At 67.4% G+C, this 17,380-nt stretch carries 14 protein-coding genes and 1 riboswitch; of the genes, 2 read left to right on the plus strand and 12 right to left on the minus strand.

The features are described 5' to 3' along the window. Positions 1-27 precede the first annotated feature (27 nt). Both AC1DWT_RS22090 and AC1DWT_RS22095 read right to left on the minus strand, forming a co-directional pair. On the minus strand, positions 28-1,398 hold the full coding sequence (locus AC1DWT_RS22090; RefSeq protein WP_477922211.1) for an NtaA/DmoA family FMN-dependent monooxygenase: 1,371 nt from the start codon (positions 1,396-1,398) through the stop codon (positions 28-30). A 23-nt stretch (positions 1,399-1,421) separates the two neighbouring features. Continuing rightward, positions 1,422-2,504 carry an LLM class flavin-dependent oxidoreductase gene (locus tag AC1DWT_RS22095; RefSeq protein WP_241031257.1) on the minus strand — a complete coding sequence of 361 codons (1,083 nt, stop codon included), beginning with the start codon at positions 2,502-2,504 and terminating at the stop codon, positions 1,422-1,424. 59 nt (positions 2,505-2,563) lie between these two features. After that, a riboswitch (SAM riboswitch) is annotated at positions 2,564-2,677 on the minus strand. A gap of 319 nt (positions 2,678-2,996) precedes the next feature. On the opposite strand from AC1DWT_RS22095, the gene AC1DWT_RS22100 reads away from it, so the two are divergent. Beyond that, on the plus strand, positions 2,997-3,500 hold the full coding sequence (locus AC1DWT_RS22100) for a GNAT family N-acetyltransferase (protein WP_206012512.1): 504 nt from the start codon (positions 2,997-2,999) through the stop codon (positions 3,498-3,500). Between the two features lie 239 nt (positions 3,501-3,739). On the opposite strand, the gene AC1DWT_RS22105 is transcribed toward AC1DWT_RS22100, so the two are convergent. The 4 genes from AC1DWT_RS22105 to AC1DWT_RS22120 all read right to left on the minus strand — a co-directional run bounded on the left by AC1DWT_RS22105 (position 3,740) and on the right by AC1DWT_RS22120 (position 9,303). Beyond that, entirely contained in the window at positions 3,740-4,969 is a 1,230-nt protein-coding gene (locus AC1DWT_RS22105; RefSeq protein ID WP_206012513.1) for an aminotransferase-like domain-containing protein, read from the minus strand. A gap of 37 nt (positions 4,970-5,006) precedes the next feature. After that, the gene (locus AC1DWT_RS22110; RefSeq protein WP_477922214.1) at positions 5,007-6,290 is read right to left on the minus strand and encodes an NtaA/DmoA family FMN-dependent monooxygenase; all 1,284 of its coding nucleotides are present in this window, start codon (positions 6,288-6,290) and stop codon (positions 5,007-5,009) included. 150 nt (positions 6,291-6,440) lie between these two features. Continuing rightward, on the minus strand, positions 6,441-7,754 hold the full coding sequence (locus AC1DWT_RS22115; protein WP_420855133.1) for an MFS transporter: 1,314 nt from the start codon (positions 7,752-7,754) through the stop codon (positions 6,441-6,443). Positions 7,755-7,884: 130 nt separating this feature from the next. After that, positions 7,885-9,303: a PLP-dependent cysteine synthase family protein gene (locus AC1DWT_RS22120; protein WP_206012516.1), complete on the minus strand. Its 1,419-nt coding sequence runs from the start codon at positions 9,301-9,303 to the stop codon at positions 7,885-7,887. Between the two features lie 194 nt (positions 9,304-9,497). Here AC1DWT_RS22120 and AC1DWT_RS22125 point away from each other — a divergent pair, with 194 nt between their 5' ends. Next, complete coding sequence (locus tag AC1DWT_RS22125; protein ID WP_241031258.1) at positions 9,498-9,761, plus strand: WhiB family transcriptional regulator; 264 nt, start codon at positions 9,498-9,500, stop codon at positions 9,759-9,761. A gap of 215 nt (positions 9,762-9,976) precedes the next feature. Here the strand turns inward: AC1DWT_RS22125 and AC1DWT_RS22130 are convergent, their stop codons facing one another. From AC1DWT_RS22130 to AC1DWT_RS22155, 6 genes are read right to left on the minus strand one after another with little or no spacing between them, the layout of a single operon-like run. Then, on the minus strand, positions 9,977-11,017 hold the full coding sequence (locus tag AC1DWT_RS22130) for an aldo/keto reductase (protein ID WP_179377682.1): 1,041 nt from the start codon (positions 11,015-11,017) through the stop codon (positions 9,977-9,979). After that, the gene (locus tag AC1DWT_RS22135; RefSeq protein WP_206012518.1) at positions 11,017-12,066 is read right to left on the minus strand and encodes an aldo/keto reductase; all 1,050 of its coding nucleotides are present in this window, start codon (positions 12,064-12,066) and stop codon (positions 11,017-11,019) included. The genes AC1DWT_RS22130 and AC1DWT_RS22135 overlap by 1 nt, the downstream gene beginning before the upstream one ends. A gap of 29 nt (positions 12,067-12,095) precedes the next feature. After that, positions 12,096-13,430: an NtaA/DmoA family FMN-dependent monooxygenase gene (locus AC1DWT_RS22140; RefSeq protein ID WP_206012519.1), complete on the minus strand. Its 1,335-nt coding sequence runs from the start codon at positions 13,428-13,430 to the stop codon at positions 12,096-12,098. Beyond that, complete coding sequence (locus AC1DWT_RS22145) at positions 13,430-14,773, minus strand: LLM class flavin-dependent oxidoreductase (protein WP_206012520.1); 1,344 nt, start codon at positions 14,771-14,773, stop codon at positions 13,430-13,432. The genes AC1DWT_RS22140 and AC1DWT_RS22145 overlap by 1 nt, the downstream gene beginning before the upstream one ends. Continuing rightward, positions 14,770-15,960: an acyl-CoA dehydrogenase family protein gene (locus AC1DWT_RS22150; RefSeq protein WP_083395854.1), complete on the minus strand. Its 1,191-nt coding sequence runs from the start codon at positions 15,958-15,960 to the stop codon at positions 14,770-14,772. Before AC1DWT_RS22150 ends, AC1DWT_RS22145 begins: the two co-directional genes overlap by 4 nt. Beyond that, positions 15,957-17,300 (minus strand): NtaA/DmoA family FMN-dependent monooxygenase, encoded by a 1,344-nt coding sequence (locus tag AC1DWT_RS22155; RefSeq protein WP_206015908.1) that lies wholly within the window; start codon positions 17,298-17,300, stop codon positions 15,957-15,959. The genes AC1DWT_RS22150 and AC1DWT_RS22155 overlap by 4 nt, the downstream gene beginning before the upstream one ends. Positions 17,301-17,380: the final 80 nt, after the last annotated feature.

Here is a 17,380-nt window from a genome sequence, read left to right on the forward strand (position 1 = left end):
CACGCTCGGGCCACCCTCGATACCGCCTTACACGGAAGGCAAGCGCAGGTGGTCGCGCAGAGTCTCGGTCGTGTACTCGGTTCGATAAACCCCGCGTTCCTGCAATTCCGGTACGAGTCTGTCGACCAGGTCGTCGATCGAATCCTGCAGGTGGTACGGGTTGACGTTGAATCCGTCCACGACGCGATGTCGCACCCAGTACGCCCAGCGATCCGCGATCTGGCCGGCGGTCCCGGCCAGGTACCGCGAGTTCGGGGCCACTTCGAGGACAAGCTGCCGGATGGACAGCCCCTTCTCTGCGGCCAGTGCACGCCACTGGGTGATCTGATCGAGCTTGCCGGTGCGGTCCGCGATCGCCAACGTCCCGCGCGACGGATCGAGTTCTCCGTCGACCGGGTCGATGTCCGGCAACGGGCCGTCGGGATCGTATGCCGAAAGATCCTGCCCCCAATAGTGTTCGAGAAATGCAATAGCCCGGTGCGGGTTGTAGGCGTTCTCGCGGAGCCACCGAGCCTTCTCGTCGGCGTCCTCGGGCGTGTCTCCGATGATCACGGTGACACCGGGAAGGATTCGGAGCGAATCCGTGGACCGGCCGTGGGCGGACAGTCGCGCCCGGAGGTCGCGTGCGTAGGCAACGGCCGCGTCGAACTCGTTGTTCGCCGAGAACACGACGTCGGCATGACGGGCCGCCAGCTCACGGCCGCCGACGGAATCGCCGGCCTGGAACAACACCGGCCGCCCCTGTTTGCTCGACGGAACGGTGGAGATCGCAGTGGCCTGCAGAAGGTCACTGTGCCGCGCGATGACCGCAGATCGGTCGGCGGGCAGCCAACTGTCCTGGCGGGCGTCCGTGGCGACATCAGCGAGCGACCACGCGGCCCAATATTCCTTGGCCAACTCGACGAGTTCGGTGGCCCGCTCGTAGCGGTGTTCGTGCGGCAGCCATCCACCACGCCGAAAGTTCTCGCCGGTCCACGCGTTGTCGGTGGTGACGATGTTCCATCCCGCCCTTCCGTCGGACAGGACATCCAAGCTTCCCAGCCGCCGCACAAGGTCGACCGGCAGACTGTACGTGGTGTTCTGCGTGGCGACGAGTCCGATCCGGCTGGTCACCCCAGCAAGCGCCGACAGTTGAGTGATGGCGTCGGGACGGCCTGCAATGTCGGTGGCCAGTGCCGCACCGCGGTTCTCCCGCACACGCTGGCCGTCGCCGAGGAAGAACGCATCGAACAAGCCCCGTTCCAGGGTTTGAGCAACCCGCAGGAAGGTTTCCGGGGATACCTGATCGGGGRCCTTGGCATCTTCCCACACCGTCTGCGGGCCGATTCCCGGGTAGAAAACACCGAGGTGGACCTGCGCGTCGGCATCATACGGCGCTCCGGTGTCCGGAGTGGACATGGCAAACTCCTGCCTGGTCGTGGCTAGTTGGTGGTCGATGTGAAGCGGCTGAGCGGCCGAGGTAATCCGAGCGTCTCCCGCAACGTCGAGCCCGGTTTCGGAATCCGGTGCAGTGACAACTCCTGCAATACGGGAAGGACCTCGTCAACCAGAACGGCGAGATCGGTGGTGACGACGGCGGGATGGATCCGGACACCGTCCACCTTGTCCGCCAGGGACCGCACCAGGTCGACGAAGTCCCGTGCCGAACCCGCGAATCGAAGGCGTCCTCGGTCCGGCCACGGCGAATACCCATCGAGGCGGGCAAGGCGGGACTGCGCGGACTCGGTCTTCGTATCGAGAATCACCTCGACATCGGCGAGGGTCACGGCCTGCTGTCCTGTCGCCGACGTCCCGATTTCGGTCACATCCCGACCGGACAGCAGCACAACGTCGAGTAGATCCGTCACCCCCAGTTCCGCAGCTCCCACGACGACTATCTGACCCTGCGGTGAGCGGGGTGTGATGAGCGGTCCGACGACGCTGAAGAACTCGCCCTCGAACCCGACGTGATGCACCTTGTCGGGATCGAGGTAGCGACCCGTCGCGGCATCGCGGATCACGGCATCGTCCTCCCACGAATCCCACAGCTGCCGGGCGAGCTCGATGACGTCTCGGACCTCGCGCTGTACGGCCTCGGGGGCACGTGGCTCGAATCCGACTGCACCATTGACGTCCGCGGAGTTGTCCGAGCCGACCACCCATGCCGCGCGACCCCGACTGCCGTGATCGAGGCTGGCCAGCTGCGTCGCGAGATGGAACGGTTCGGTGGTGAGGGCTTGCACCGTCGGCGCCACCCCGTAACTGGCCGTCGTCGTCGCCACGAACGACGCACGCGTCCCAGCATCCAACCGTCCCACCGGGTACGCGCCCTCCCCCGGCACCACTCGGTCGTCGATGGTGACCAGCGCGAAACCGGCGGCCTCTACGGTGTCCACGACCGACCTGAGGACCCGGGGAGAGAGCACATCCGCAGGCGGGCGCCCCCACACACGCCACGCGGCGGGATGACCTCCCGCGCCATCTATCTCGACTGCCAGGTGTAGCGGTTGGGGCGCTCGAACCACGACGAAAGTCCTTTCGAAGGAGTGCGGACGCGCACCGGAGACCCAGGGTCCACGGACTCCTTGCGCGCTTGCGGAATCAGTTGTCGATTCCGCCGGGTCGTCACCTGGAGCACCCCGCCGCGCGGGAGGGTTGCCGACCAGCAAGCCAGGGCTCGATGCTGGTACTCATGACCGTCGACACGAATGTATCACGGCACGTGAGACCGAAAAGCGCACCGTCACAACATGCTCAACGGTTCCTATAGCTCACGACGGGGACCGTGCGAAGCTTTACGCTCTCGGTGATTGAAATTCACCTGACGGGACACGCCATCCGCGTTGGAGAACCGTCGGCGCAACGATGCGACATCGGGCCATTAGCCCAATCGCGCTCCAAATGGAAGAGTTTCAATCGTCGGATGGCATTGAGGTTGCACTGATTTCAACCATCGACCGACGCGTCGGCACCATGGCACTGTGGTTCGTCGAATCTACGTGTATGGAGATACTGTCATGACCGAAAGCGCCACGCGCACCGAGTTCGTCGTCCGCACAGCCCAGTGGTCCGATCCCGACGCGGTGACGTTGCGGGCGGCTATGGCGGCAGAAGTCGGTCCTCGATATTCCGACCGAGTGTCGGATGCTGTTCGTGCTACCACCAATGCCGTGGATCCGGAATCGGTGCACGTCACTATCCTGGTGTACGTCAGCGACATCGAGGCTGCGGAGCCACGTGCTGTCGGCCACGCGGCCCTGCGCTGGAACGGCGACGACCTCGAAGTGAAGCGGATGTTCGTCGTCAAAGAGCACCGTGGTACCGGTGTGTCGACCGCGCTGCTGAGCGCGGTCGAGGATGCGGCACGAGAGGCGAGGCGACCCCGCTTGATTCTCCAGACCGGTGACCGGCAGCCCGACGCGGTCAGGCTGTACGAGAAGAGTGGCTACTCGAGGATTCCGATCTTCTCCCCGTATGAGGCCTTGCCCTTCTCGAACTGCTTCGAGAAGGTGTTCGGATAGGAGAACCCCCTTCACGTGAGCTGGGGTGTACTCCCCCCAACGGCAGATCGAATCGCTCGCGCAGGGTCCGCTGGGGATAGTGATCGAGCCGGGCGCCCGCCCGCACCAGGCGGTGTCCGCCCTCGCTCCGGCGGGCACGACTTCGCGCTGTAGCCGGTGCTGTTGATTCCCGCGTTCAGGATCAGGGCCCGACGTCCGGCAGTGGTCATCGCGGTTCCTTTCGACGTGAGAGATGTGGATCAGGCGAGCGGCGCGGAGTGGATCTCACGGACGGCCTTGGCGATGCGCTGCGCCCCGAGCCGGAGGTTGTCTTCACTCTGGTTCGTGAAGCCCAAGCGCAGGCTCCGTGCGTACAGTCCGCTCGCGGCGGGATCGAAGTAGCGGCCCGAGGAGAAGTCGACGCCCAGCGCGTTCGCGGCGGCACGGACCTCCGCGAGATCGATGCCGGGGTCGGTCACCGTCGCCCAAGCGAAGATTCCGCCCTCGGCCTGCGGAATCGACACCAGGTCACCCGCCTCGGTGGTGAGAACGTCGGCCAGCAGATCCGCTCGCTCCCGGTAGAGGGTGCGGGCGTTCGCGACGATGCCGTCGAACAGTCCTGGCCGACCGAGCAGATGCGCCACGGCGGACTGGGTCACCAACGATGGATGCTGATCGAGGTTCGCGCGTAACCGCAACAGTCCGGCCTGGAGCCAGGACGGGGCGACAGCCCATCCCAGTCGGAGCCCTGGTCCGAGGGTCTTGGAGAAGGTATTGATTCGCACCACACGGTCGCTGTCGAGCGGGAAGTCCGGGACGGCCGTGCCCCGGAAACGGAGTTCGCGGTAGGGATTGTCGGAGAGGACGACGAATCCGTAGCGCTCGGCGAGGGCGACCAGCCGCAGCCGGTCCTCGGCTGCGAGGGTCGTGCCGGTCGGATTGTGGAAGTCGGGGATCACGTAGAACAGCTTCGGGATCCGCCCCGCCTGCAGATGGCCCTCGAAGACGTCGAGATCCAGTCGGCCGCCGGTGTTGAGTACCGGCAGGACCTGGGCACCGTAGTGGTCGAGCACCCGCAGCGCAACGGGAAAAGTAGGGCTCTCGACGGCCACCAGGTCGCCGGGGTCGAGTAGTGCGGCAAAGACCAGGCTCAGTCCGTGCAGGGCACCGTTGGTGACGACCACCCGGTCCGGATCGACGAGACCGGACTCGTCGCTCTCCCGCCCCGCGATCCCCTCGCGGAGGCTGGCGATGCCTGGAGCGACCGAGTATTGCAGCGCCCGAGCTCCGGTCGGGGGTGTCGCGAGGGCGACGGCGAACGCGGCCGCCAGTTCGTTCACCGGGAGCGCCTCGTCGGCGGGGACCCCTCCCACCAGGCGGATCGCGTCGGGTTGCAGCGAGTCCGGCGGCGGTCCGAACCCACCCGCTTCGAGCGGGCGAGTGATCAAGCGGGACAACGAGGACGGAGGAGAGGATGTGAGGCTCGTCATGTTCGAACTTCCTTCGTGGGCGGGAGTGTACGACGGATCACGCAGCGAGGACGCGGTCCGGAATCGCGGGGAGGCCGAGATTCCCTCGAAGCGTGGCGGATTCGTATTCGGTGCGGAACAGTCCGCGCTTCTGCAGGATCGGGACGACATGCTCGGTGAACGCCTCGACACCGCCCGGACCCTGCCCGGGCATGACGATGAACCCGTCGGCACCGCCCTCGACGAACCACTGCTCGAGCCTGTTCGCGACCTGTTCGGGTGAGCCGACAGCGCGACCGTGACCTGCGGACCGTTGCTGCAGTGTGATCAACTGCCGAACCGTCCAGCGTTCGTCCACCGCCAGTTCGCGGAACACACCGTACCGACTCTGCCTGCCTTGTACCGATGCGACCGGTGGCAGCCACGACGGCGGAATCGTGTCGTCGAGCGCGAGGCCGGACAGGTCGACGCCGGCCAGTTGACCCTCGAGCGCGGTGCGGGAGGCATCACTGTAGTGCTGCTCGAACAGGTCGTCGTCGATCCGCGTGGCCTCGTCCTCGGTGCCGCCGATCGTTGTACTGATCCCGGGTAGGACGAGGATGTTCGCCGGGTCGCGGCCCGCTGCCGCGGTCCGGGCCTTCAGGTCGCGAGAGAAGTGCTGCGCTCCGCGCAGTGTTTGCTGCGCGGTGTAGACGCCCTCCGCGAACGCGGCAGCGAACGCCTTGCCGTCGTCGGACGATCCGGCCTGGAACAGCACCGGTTGGTGCTGTGCGGACGGCGGCAGCGGAAGGGGCCCTTCGACGGTGTAGAACTCGCCGCGGTGGTCGATCGGGACAGCAGACTGGTCGTCGACCCACGAGTTCCACAGCGCCTGGACAACGGACACATGTTCGAGTCCTTGCCGGTACCGTGCCTCGTGTTGGGGCAGCGGTGCGTCGCCGAAGTTGCGCTCCCCCGCAGCCGACGTCACCGCGTTCCACCCCACGCGGCCACCGGAGAGGTGGTCCAGCGACTGCAACTGTCGCGCAAGGTTGAACGGCGCGGTGAACGTCGTCGACACCGTCGGGACCAGCCCGATGTGGTCCGTCACGGCAGCGACCGCCGAGAAGAGTGTCAGCGGTTCCGGTTTCGTGCCGAGCTCGGTGTCGGAGGTCAGTCCGTCGGCAGCGAACAGGACGTCGAACTTCGCGGCTTCCGCAGTCCGGGCGAGATGGATGTAATGGTCGAGGACGCGGCCGGGATGCCGAACGTCACCGGGACGGATCTGCCCGCGGGCACCGTTACCGGGCGGGTTGGTGAGGAGGCCGAGCCGGATCTGCCGGCGTGYGGATTGTGCTGACACGATTCTGTGCTCCATTGTCGTTGTGCGGCGGGCTGAATCACGCAGAAGCTGTCCTCAGTCTCCAAGCCGCCCCGCCGACCTACAAGAGTTTGTCTCGCACCGATCCGAAGCGGCCGATGCTGCAGCGCCGACGGCCGGGCCACGGAACCGTCATTCTCGTCTCCTGCGGCCGTCCCGGACGGCACATGCCAACGACAACAACAGCATTCCGGCGCACACTGCAAGCCCCGCCGCCATCGCACGGCCGTAGTTCCCGGCGTCCGCGGACAGGACTCCGAGATACAGGCCGGGCACCGCGGCGAGGCTGACGGTCGCCGACAACCGCTGCGACAGCTGCAGGAATCCCACGGCCACGCCGCTCACACCGGCCGGCGCATGCTCGAGCGTCATCGCACGGTTGGGGGCGTCGACGAATCCGCTCGCGACCCCGGACAGAACCGCCAGCGCGGCGACCACCGCGAGCACCGACGTCCGCGGCAGCACAGTGACCGCGAGCACGTATCCGGCGACCACGAACAGTTCCGCGACGATGGCACCCACCACCGCGGCGCGACCGAACCGGGCGACCACCCGCCAGCCGACTGCCGAGGTCACCGCCATCATCACCGAACTTCCCGACATCACCAGGGCCGCGTGCAGCGGTGCGATGCCGAGTCCCTCGATCAGATAGAGGCTCATCACGGCGTTCATCGCCAGGAGGGCGCCGAACCAGAACAACGCGACCGCCGTACCCAGTGTGTAGCCACGTGCCCGCATCAATGCAGGCAACAGCACCGGCGTGCCGCCGCGACTCGCGTAGCGCCGTTCCCACCAGCGGAAACACCCCAGAGCCAGGATCGAACCCGACACCGACAGCACCGCTCGCGTCGCCCCGAAGTGCGACACCATCGGCAACAGCAGAAGCGTCGTCGCAGCCGCGATCAGCCCGAGACCGACGACATCGACTGTCGCCCCCGACCGGGAGCGGCTGTCACGACGCAGGAACAGCGCGCCGAGCGCAACGGTGACGACCGCGAACGGCACGTTCAGCACAAGCAACAGCCGCCACCCCCAATCGGGACCCCCGACCCCGAGGAGCACACCACCGACGATCGGACCGATGAAACCGGCGAGCCCCCCGGCCGTTCCGTATGCCGCGAGTGCCTTGACTCGACGAGGCCCGGAGTAGCGGTCGGAGATGATGCCGAGGACCTGGGAACTGACCACTCCCGCCCCGACGCCCTGGCCGAGGCGGGCCGCAACGACAGTCCACGGCTCCGCGGCGAGGGCACCGACCAGGCCCATGACGGCGAACAGGCTCAAACCCGCAAGGAACAGCCGCCTCCGGCCGATCAGATCCCCCATCCGCCCCGCGGGGACGAGGGCGAGACCGAAGGTCAGTGAGTAACTCGCCAGAATCCACTGCACGTCCGCCGTCCCCGCATCGAGGGACGACCGGATGGCCGGCAAGCCGATGCCCAGCACAGCGGAGTCGAGGAGTGTGGTGAAACCGGCGGCGGCGCAGACGAGCACCTCCCGACGTCCCGCCGTGTCGCGAAGCGCCGGTCCGGCATCGGTGCGTTCCGGTGCTGTGTCGAGGTCGGTCAGGATCGGCCTACCGATGCTCGCCCGCGGCGGTGCGGATGTCGTCGGCGTCTGCGAGCGCCACCACCCGCCCGGCCTCGGCCACGACCACCGGCCCCCGGTGTCCGCCGATTCGCCGCACTGCCACCGACAACTCCTCGGTGACTCCCACGACGGGCAGCGGCTGAGCGACGTGCGCGCCGACCGGGTCGTCGTCCGGAGCGTCCGACAGAGCCTCGGGACCGACGGCCCCCAGGATCTCCGCGACCACGATCGGACCGGTACCCGGGCGCGCCAGCACGACGGGTAGCGCCGGGGTGTCCGTGAGCAGGTCACCTGCCTCGGCCACGGTCACGGTCGACGGCACTGTCCGGGGTGCGATTCCCCGGCCACCCAGTGCGTCACCCACGACGGGTCCGCTCGGGGCGTGGTAGAGCGGGAAGCCGAGCCGTCCGAGCCACTCGTTGTCGAAGTACTTCGACAGGTACGCCCGGCCCGAGTCCGGGACGATCACGACCACGACGTCGTCCGGGCCGAGAGTCCGCGCGACCCGCAGGGCGGCGGCGACCGCGGTGCCGGCGGAACCCCCGACGAGGAGTCCTTCCTCCCGGGCGAGGCGGTGCAGCACCGTGAGGGCCTCGACGTCCGTGATCCGCTCGAGTCGGTCGACGACGTCCGGGTGGTAGGAGTCCGGCCACTCGTCTGTCTCGGTCTGCGGGTGCAGGAAGTGGCCGACGGATTCGATGTACCAGGCCCGGCCGTCGCCCCCGCCGTACACGGAGGTTTCGGGGTCCGCGCCGACTGTCTGCACGGCACCGCCGGAGACCTCGGCCAGGAACTCCCCTGTCCCCGTGATGGTCCCACCGGTTCCGACTCCCGCCACGAAATGGGTGACCCGGCCCTGAGTCTGACGCCAGATCTCCGGTCCGGTCGTGGTGCGGTGCGCGTCCGGATTGGCCGGGTTGTCGTACTGACCGGCGAGCCAGCCGCCGGGAATCTCCGCCGCGAGCCGAATGGCGACGTTGCGGACGAATTCAGGATGATGACTGGGCCGTCCGCCGGGCGTCACATGCACCTGCGCCCCGTGCGCGCGCAGCAACCCGATCTTCTCGGCGCTGGTCTTGTCGGGCACGACGACGACCGAACGGTAACCCCGGGCGGCAGCAACCAACGTCAGACCGACCCCGGTATTGCCCGACGTGCCTTCCACGACGGTGCCCGCGGGTAGCAACTCTCCCGATTCCTCCGCCGCGCGAATCATGGCCAGGGCGGCACGGTCCTTCACACTTCCGCCGGGATTGAGGAACTCGAGCTTGGCGTACACCGTCGCGGAGATGCCTTCGGTGACCCGGTTCAACCGAACGAGGGGCGTGTTGCCGATGGCATCGGTGATCGAGTCGTAGACGCCGAGGCTCGCAGCATCGACTGTGGGTGGATCGAGGATGGTCATGCGTCTACCTTTCGAGGCCGCGCCGGTGTCACTCGATCAGCATGGCAAGGACGGTCGCCGAACAACAGGATTCGAGTCACGCCGATCGGATCTTCGCATCCTCGAGATTCGAATTCTTCTCCGGCGACAGCCGATCGGCTGTACTACGGGACGACCCGAGACCGAAGGGGGTAGTCGAAAAGATGTCGACACCGGTGACAACACTGCAGCGTCACGACACAGAGCTGTGGCAGTGGCGACTGTCGGCGCGTTGCCATGAAGAGGACGCGGAGATCTTCTTCCCGGCGGACGCCGAACGCAGGAACGCGCGCTTCGAGCGGGAAGATCTCGCCAAGGAGTTCTGCCGCAGCTGCGCGGTGGTGGAGGAATGCCTCGCGTATGCGCTCGACACCGGCCAACAGCACGGAGTCTGGGGAGCGACGACGCCGGGGGAACGGCTCGCTCGACAGGGTCGCTGAGCTACGTTGAGCGCGAAAGCCGAGTTATATTCGCAAAGAATTGATTTGGTGCGCCGCCCCCGGAAAGCAAGTACGTTCAGTATGCCGCGGTCTTGGGAGAGGCTGCGGTGACATGCGGTGTTCGAGAAGAGGGGTAAGAACACCGGACGTGGTGGATGGCCCCGTCAACGACGTCTCCTCGAGACGCGTTGGCGGGGCCTCCGCCGGCCGTCGTGTTACGCGGCGGGGCTCCGTCGCAGCTCCGGCCGGGCCAGCGCCTCGGGAATCTTTCCGGTGTCGCGCTCGGTGAACACCGTTCCGGGCGGGACGATCTCGTCGATCCTGTCCAGCACTTCACCGGACAGTGTCACATCGACGGCGTCCAGATAGCTGTCGAGGTGCTCGATGGTGCGTGGTCCGACGATCGCGGATGTCACATCAGGATGGGCCAGCACGAACGCCAAGGACAGTTGGATCAGGCTGATGCCCAGTTCTTCCGCCAGCACGGCAAGTGCGTCCGCGGCTGCGAGCTTGCGGGCGTTGGCCGGTGCGTCGATGTCGAAGCGGCCCTTGATCAGTTCGGTGCGGTACGACTCCGGCTGCGGAGCACCGATCCGGTACTTCCCACTGAGCCAGCCCGCGGCGAGCGGACCGTAGGTGATCACGCCGAGCCCGTACTTGCGCGCGATCGGCAGGGTTTCCCGTTCGATGCCGCGGATCAGCAGCGAGTACGGAACCTGCTCGCTCGACGAGCGCTGCAGGTTCCGGGAGTCCGCCACCCACTGGGTCTCGACGAGTTCCGCGGGCGAGAACACGGAGGTTCCGTAGTAGCGAATCTTGCCCGCCCGAACGAGATCGTCGAGTGCTCCGACAGTTTCGCCGATCTCGGTGTGCGACTCGGGCCGGTGGACCTGGTACAGGTCCAGGTAGTCGGTGCCGAGGCGCCGAAGACTGCCCTCCACGGCCTCGGTGATCCATCGACGCGAATTGCCGCGATGCTGTGGATTGTCGTCGACGGCGTTGTGAAACTTGCTCGCCAGGAACACGTCGTCGCGGCGGCCCTTCAACGCCTTCCCGACGATCTCCTCGGATTCCCCGCGCGAGTAAGTGTCTGCCGTGTCGACGACGTTGATGCCCGCGTCCAGCGCCCGGTGGATCACCCGGATGCCGTCCTCGTGCGTAGTCTTGCCGCGGGCCCCGAAGTTCATCGTGCCCAGCGTCAACGGGCTGACCTTCACACCCGTGCGTCCGAAGACGCGGAAGTCCTGCAGTGCCATCAGTGATCGTCCTTCGCTGTGGTGGCGCGACGGCGAGTTGCCGCGTCGGTCAGTGACGGCGGAAGGTAGCCCTCGTCCGCCGGGCTGATCGTGACTCCGGGGGCGACGATCTCGTCGATACGGTCGAGGATGTCGCTGCCCAGTCTCACGTCGACGGCGCCGAGCTGACTCTCGAGGTGCTCGAGGGTCCGCGGCCCGATGATGACGGAACTGACGGCGGGATGCTGGAGGACGAAGGCCAGGGAGAGGTGGATCAGCGGCAGGCCCGCGTCGTCGGCCAGCTTCTGCAGTTCCTCGGCGGCGGCCCGCTTGCGCTGGTTGGCGAGCAACTCCGGGTCGTGGCGGTGCGGCTGCCGGGTCAACCGGCTCGACTCCGCGGCATCCGTCTCGCCCGCGCGGTACCGGCCCGACAGCCAGCCCCCGGCGAGCGGGCTCCAGGTGAGGACGCCCAGCCCGTGCTTCTCGGCGATCGGCAGCGTGGCGCGTTCGGCGGCCCGCGCGAGAATGGAGTACGGCGGCTGCTCGGTGACCGGACGCTGCAGGTGGCGCCTGTCGGCTGCCCACTGTGCTTCGACCAGTTGGTGCGGCTCGAACGTGGTGGTGCCGAAGTAGCGGATCTTGCCCTGCCGCACGAGGTCGTTCAACGCGCCGAGGGTCTCGTCGAAGTCGGTGTCGGGGTCGGGGCGGTGGATCTGGTAGAGGTCCAGATGATCGGTCTGCAACCGTCGGAGGCTGCCCTCGATCGCCTTGAAGATCCAGCGCCGCGAGTTGCCGCGATGGGTGGGGTCGGACCCGATCTGGCCGTGGAACTTGCTGGCGAGGACCACGTCGTCGCGGCGGCCGTGCAGCGCCTTCCCGACGATCTCCTCGTTCTCGCCCTGCGAGTACACGTCGGCGGTGTCGACGACGTTGATTCCGGCGTCCAGCGCGCGGTGGATGATCCGGGCGGCGTCCTCGTGATCGGTGTTCGCCCAGGACCCGAAGTTCATTGCGCCGAGCGTGAGCGCGCTGACCTGCACACCGGTCCGTCCGAGGTGGCGGTACGTCATGATCTGGTTTCTGCTTTCTGTCGGGGCAATCATCTGCGGGAAAACGTGTTGATCGGTTCGCGGAGACCGAGGTGGCTCCGGAGTGTGCGGCCGGTGTAGTCGGTGCGGAAGAGCCCGCGGGCCTGGAGGATCGGGACGACGTGGTCGACGAAGTCTTCCAGGTACGAGGGCAGAACGGCCGGGATGACGGTGAACCCGTCGACGGCGCCCGACCGCCACCACGTCTCGACATGATCGGCCACCTGCTCCGGAGTACCGACCACCACGCGGTGCCCACCGAGGAACTCGGACAGGAGCTGCCGGACGGTGTGCCCGGTGTCGGCGGCGTACCGGGTCAGCGACGCGAAGAAGCCCTGCGGTCCGACCCTGTTCTCCGGCAGTGTCGACAGCCGCTCGGGGAGCGGTGCGTCCAGGTCCAGGTCCTCGTCCGGGTAGCCCAGCCACCGGGCGAGTGCCCGCACCGGGGCGCTGTCCGGGTGCAAGCGCGACTGCAGGATGTCGAACTTGCCGGACGCCTCCGCGGTGGTGCCGGCGACGACGGGGACGAGTCCGGGCAGGATTCGGATCTGGGCGGGGTCGCGACCGTCCGCGGTCGCGGCCGACCGGATCTCCCGGGCGAACTGCTGCGCCGGCCCCAGCCCGAACTGGGTGGCATAGATCGCCTCCGCATGGGCCGCCGCGAAAGCCTTGCCCTGAGCGGACGAACCCGCCTGCACCAGCACTGGTCGGCCCTGTGGGGAACGGGTGACGTTCAGGGGCCCGGCGACGGTGAAGAACTCGCCGCGATGATCCACGGCATGCACCTTGTCGGGGTCGGCGAAGCGTGCCGACGCCTGGTCGCCGATCAGTGCGTCGTCTTCCCAGCTGTCCCACAGCTTCTTCGTCAGTTCGACGTACTCGCCGGCACGCCGGTAGCGTTCGTCGCGCTCGGGGAGATGTTCGATGCCGAAGTTACGGGCGGCGTTCGGCTCGAACGTGGTGACCACGTTCCACCCGGCCCGGCCGCCGCTCACATGATCGAGCGAGAGAATTCTGCGCGCCAGGTTGTACGGCAGATTCAGTGTGGACGTGGCGGTCGGGATCAGCCCGACACGTTCGGTCGACACGGCCAGAGCGCTCGTGAGCAGAATCGGGTCCAGTGTGGCCGCGGGACCGCGGGCGATGCCCGGCTGCTGTACTGGGATGTCCGGGAACAGTAATCCGTCGAGGAGTCCGCGCTCCGCCACGGCGGCCACCCGGCGGTAATGGTCGAGACTGATGAACGACTCCGGTGCCAGCTCAGGATCCAGCCAGGCGGCCGGGTGATATCCGGCGCTTCCGACGTTGACGAGGAAGTGCAGCGAGCGACCGTCGACTCCGCCCATCACGCCACCACCCGGTCCGTCGAGGTCGGCACGGTGTGAGCCGGGATCTTCAGGCCCAGGTGCCCGCGCAGAGTTGTCGTCTCGTACTCGGTGCGGAACCGGCCGCGGCGCTGCAGGATCGGGACGACATGGTCGACGAAATCGTCGAATCCGCTGGGCAGCACGTCGGGCATCAGGTTGAACCCGTCGGCGACGCCTTTGTCCACCCAGTCCAGGATCGCGTCGGCGATCTGCTCCGGGGTGCCGGTGACGATGCGGTGCCCGGCGCCGCCGCCGAGTCGGCGCAGTAGTTGGCGAACTGTCAGATTCTCGCGCTGCGCCAGTCCGACGGCGATCTTGTAGAACGTCTGCGAGCCGCCTGCCTCGTCCGCGGCCGTCAGCAGGTGCCAGGGCAGAGGCCCGTCGAGGACCAGCGCGTCCTCGGGGACGCCGAGCTGACCCGCCAGTCGGGTGAGCGCATACTCGGGCGGCACGAGTTCGGCGAGTAGGTCGCGGCGGCGCAGCGCTTCCGCCTCGGTGCTGCCGATCACGGTCGACAGGCCCGGCAGGACCACGACGTCTTCGGCCCTGCGCCCGTAACCGACGGCGCGGGCCTTGACGTCTCGGTAGTACTCGGCAGCTTCCTGTTCCGTCTGCGCGGCCGTGAAGATCACCTCACCGACTCGGGCGGCGAGTGCCCGCCCGTTCGTCGATGCACCGGCCTGCACCACCACCGGCTCCCCTTGTGGTGAGCGCGGAACGTTCAACGGTCCGGCGACGTCGAAGTGGGGGCCGTGGTGGTCGGTGCGGTGGATCTTGTCGGGGTCGGCGAATCGCCATGCCGGTTTGTCGCCCACCAGGGCGTCGGGCTCCCAGCTGTTCCATAGTTTCCGCACCACCTCGACGAACTCGGCGGCCCGGGTATAGCGGCCGGCGTGGTCGGGTTCGTCGTCGAAGCCGAAGTTGCGCGCCGGTTCCCTGCCCGCCGTGGTCACCACGTTCCAGCCCGACCGGCCACCGCTGAGCTGGTCGAGTGTGGCGAAACGCCGTGCGACGTCGTACGGGTCGTTGTAGGTCGAGGACAGTGTGCCGATCAGACCGATCGTCTCCGTCGCAGCGGCGACCGCGGCCAGCACGACGGACGGTTCGAGGCTGTTGAACGGCCGGTAGCGCAGGTCTTCCCGGATCGCCGGACCGTCGGCGAGGAAGATCGCGTCGAGCCTGGCTGCCTCCGCTTTCCGGGCGATGTCGATGTAGTGGTCGAGCCCGAAGGAGGCGAGCGGATCGGTTCCGGGAAACCTCCAGGACCCACCGAAGACGCCTGCGTTGAGAATGTTGACGTTGAGGTGAACGTGCCTGCTCACTGCTCCTCCTCGGCCGGCGCGCCCGCTGCGATGGCGGACTTGCCGAGGTTGGCGACGACGAAGTCGCTCTGCGGGAAATGAATCCGGCCCACCATGGCGTTGCGGTGGTGTCGTTCGAGTGGGTTGCTGCGAGACAGTCCCGGGTTCCCGGTGAGGTCGAGCGCTGACTCGGTGATCCGGATCGCCGTCGTCGTCGCCACGTGCTTCGCCAACGCGGGCAGGGCGCTGTTGGTCTCCACTACCGCCGCCGCGTGCCGCAGCAGTGCACGGCTGGTCTGCAGTTGCGCTTCGATCTCCCCCACGCGGTCGTGGAAGCGCGGCACCGTGGCCAGCGGCGCGCCCAGCGCGGTGGGCACTCGGGTGTGGAGGTACCGGACCAGCCAGTCCCTCGTCGCGATCGACACCCCGTTGTAGTTGGCGGCCAGGAGCAGGGGCAGCGCCTGCCTGCCTGCACTGCGGACCTTGCCGGTGCCGTCGTTCGGGTCGCGCAGATCCACCAACCGGGAGTGCGGAATCCGGGCATTGTCGAAGATCACGGTCTGCGTGTCCGACGCGCGCAGCCCGAGGTGGTCCCACGTCTGCTTTACCCGCCAGCCCGTGGCCTGGCGGTCGAACAGGAACGTGGCCACCTTCGGCTGGGGATCCGCGGTGGTGGCTGTGACGGTGAACCAGTGCAGCCCCGAGATGCCCGTTCCGTAGGCCTTCTCGCCGTCGATCCGCCAGCTGCCGTCGGGCAGGCGGGTGGCCGTGGTGGCGGGGACGCCTCCGCGGGACAGACTGCCGAGTTCGCGTTCCACCGCGAGACCGTTGATGAGGGCGCCCTCGGTGACCGCTGTGCGGAACACGGCGGCCTTCAGGTCGTCGGGCCACGGGTTGTCGGGTCGTTGGAGCGTCAAGTGGTTGGTGTAATTCCACTGCAGGATCAGTCCCACCGACGGGTCCGCCGCCCCGACGCGCTCGATCACCTCGACGGCCTCGGCAATTCCGGCGCCGCCCCCACCGAACTGCTCGGGCACCGTCAGTGACTGCGCCCCGATCCGGCGCAGCGCATCGAACGCGTCGAACGGGAACTCCCCGGTGAGGTCGTGGTATTCGGCGCGGGAGGCGATGAACTCGAGAACCTCGCGGAATCGGTTTTCGTCGAGTCCTCGCACGGTGGTGCGGGGTTCGGTCACTCCGACAGTCATGTGAAGCTTTCCTTCCTGGTGCGGCCGGCAGTCTCGGTCACTTCGAGGCCGAGATTGCCCCGCAGAGTGCGGTGGGTGTATTCGGGGCGGAAGAGTCCGCGGCTCACCAGATGCGGCACCACCTGTTCGACGAAGGCCTCGAGGCCGGTACCCACGTCCCCCGGCATGATCGTGAAGCCGTCGGTGGCACCGCTGCGGAACCATGCTTCGATCCGGTCCGCGATCTGTTCGCCGGTCCCGACGGCCAGCTGGTGACCCGCCCCTCCTGCGAACTTGTGGATCAACTGCCGTGCGGTGAGGGGTTCGCCGGCGAGCAGTGCACGTGTGCTCGCGGCGAATCCGGCCGAACGGGGCAGCGACGACTCCGTGCCCGGAAGATCGTCGGCACTGATCACCGTGTCGAGCCGGAGCCGCTCAGGATCGAGACCGAGTTGTCCCGCGAGCTGCCGCAATGCCGGCTCGAGCGGAATCGTCTCGCGCAGTTCCTCCTCGCGCCGCCGGGCCTCGGCCTCGGTGCCGCCGACGACGGTGATGAGACCGGTCGAGACTTTGACCCGGTCGGGGTCGCGCCCGTTCGCCGCCGCCCTGCCGCGGATGTCGGTCCTGAGGTTCCTCGCGACGTCGACGGTCTGTGCTGCCGAGAACACGAGATCCGCGTACTTTCCCGCCAGGGCGAGGCCGCCTTCCGACGCGCCTGCCTGCACGATCAGCGGCATGCCCTGTGGTGAGCGCGGCAGCGGCAACGGGCCCGCGACCGACAGGATCGGACCACGATGGCCGGGAGGAGTGATCCGGTCCGGGTCGGCGAACCGCCCGCTCTCGGTGTCCCCGATGATCGCGCCGGCTTCCCACCCGTCCCAGAGCTTGGCCACGACATCGACGAATTCGTCTGCTCTGCGATATCTTTCGTCCTTATCGGGAGGCTCCGAGAACCCGAAATTGGCGGACGCCGCTGGATGCTGGGTGGTGACCACGTTCCACCCGGCCCGACCGCCCGTGAGATGGTCGAGCGACAGGTATCGCCGGGCCAGGTTGTAGGGATCGTTGTAGGTGGACGATCCCGTCGCGATCACCCCGATGTGTTCCGTTCCGGCGGCCGCATCGGCCAGCATGACCACAGGATCGAGACCGAGGCCGGGAGCGTGGTGAATGTCCGAGGACAGCGCGGGACTGTCACCGACGAAAACGGCGTCGAGGTGTCCGCGCTCGGCGATCCGGATGAGACGACGGAAGTGCGCCGGATCCACGAAATCGCCGGGGTTGTTGCCCTCCACCCGCCAGGAGCCGCGGAAGTGCCCGGGTGTGAGAAGTGAAATATTCAGGTGCAGTTGCGAACTCATGGTCACGTGCTTCAGTATCGAGCGGGAAGGTGAGGCGAACAAGCCAGTGACGCTAAGAGATTCGTTAAGAAATCCTCAAA

The sequence above is a fragment of the Rhodococcus sp. P4_B6 genome (genome assembly GCF_056402215.1).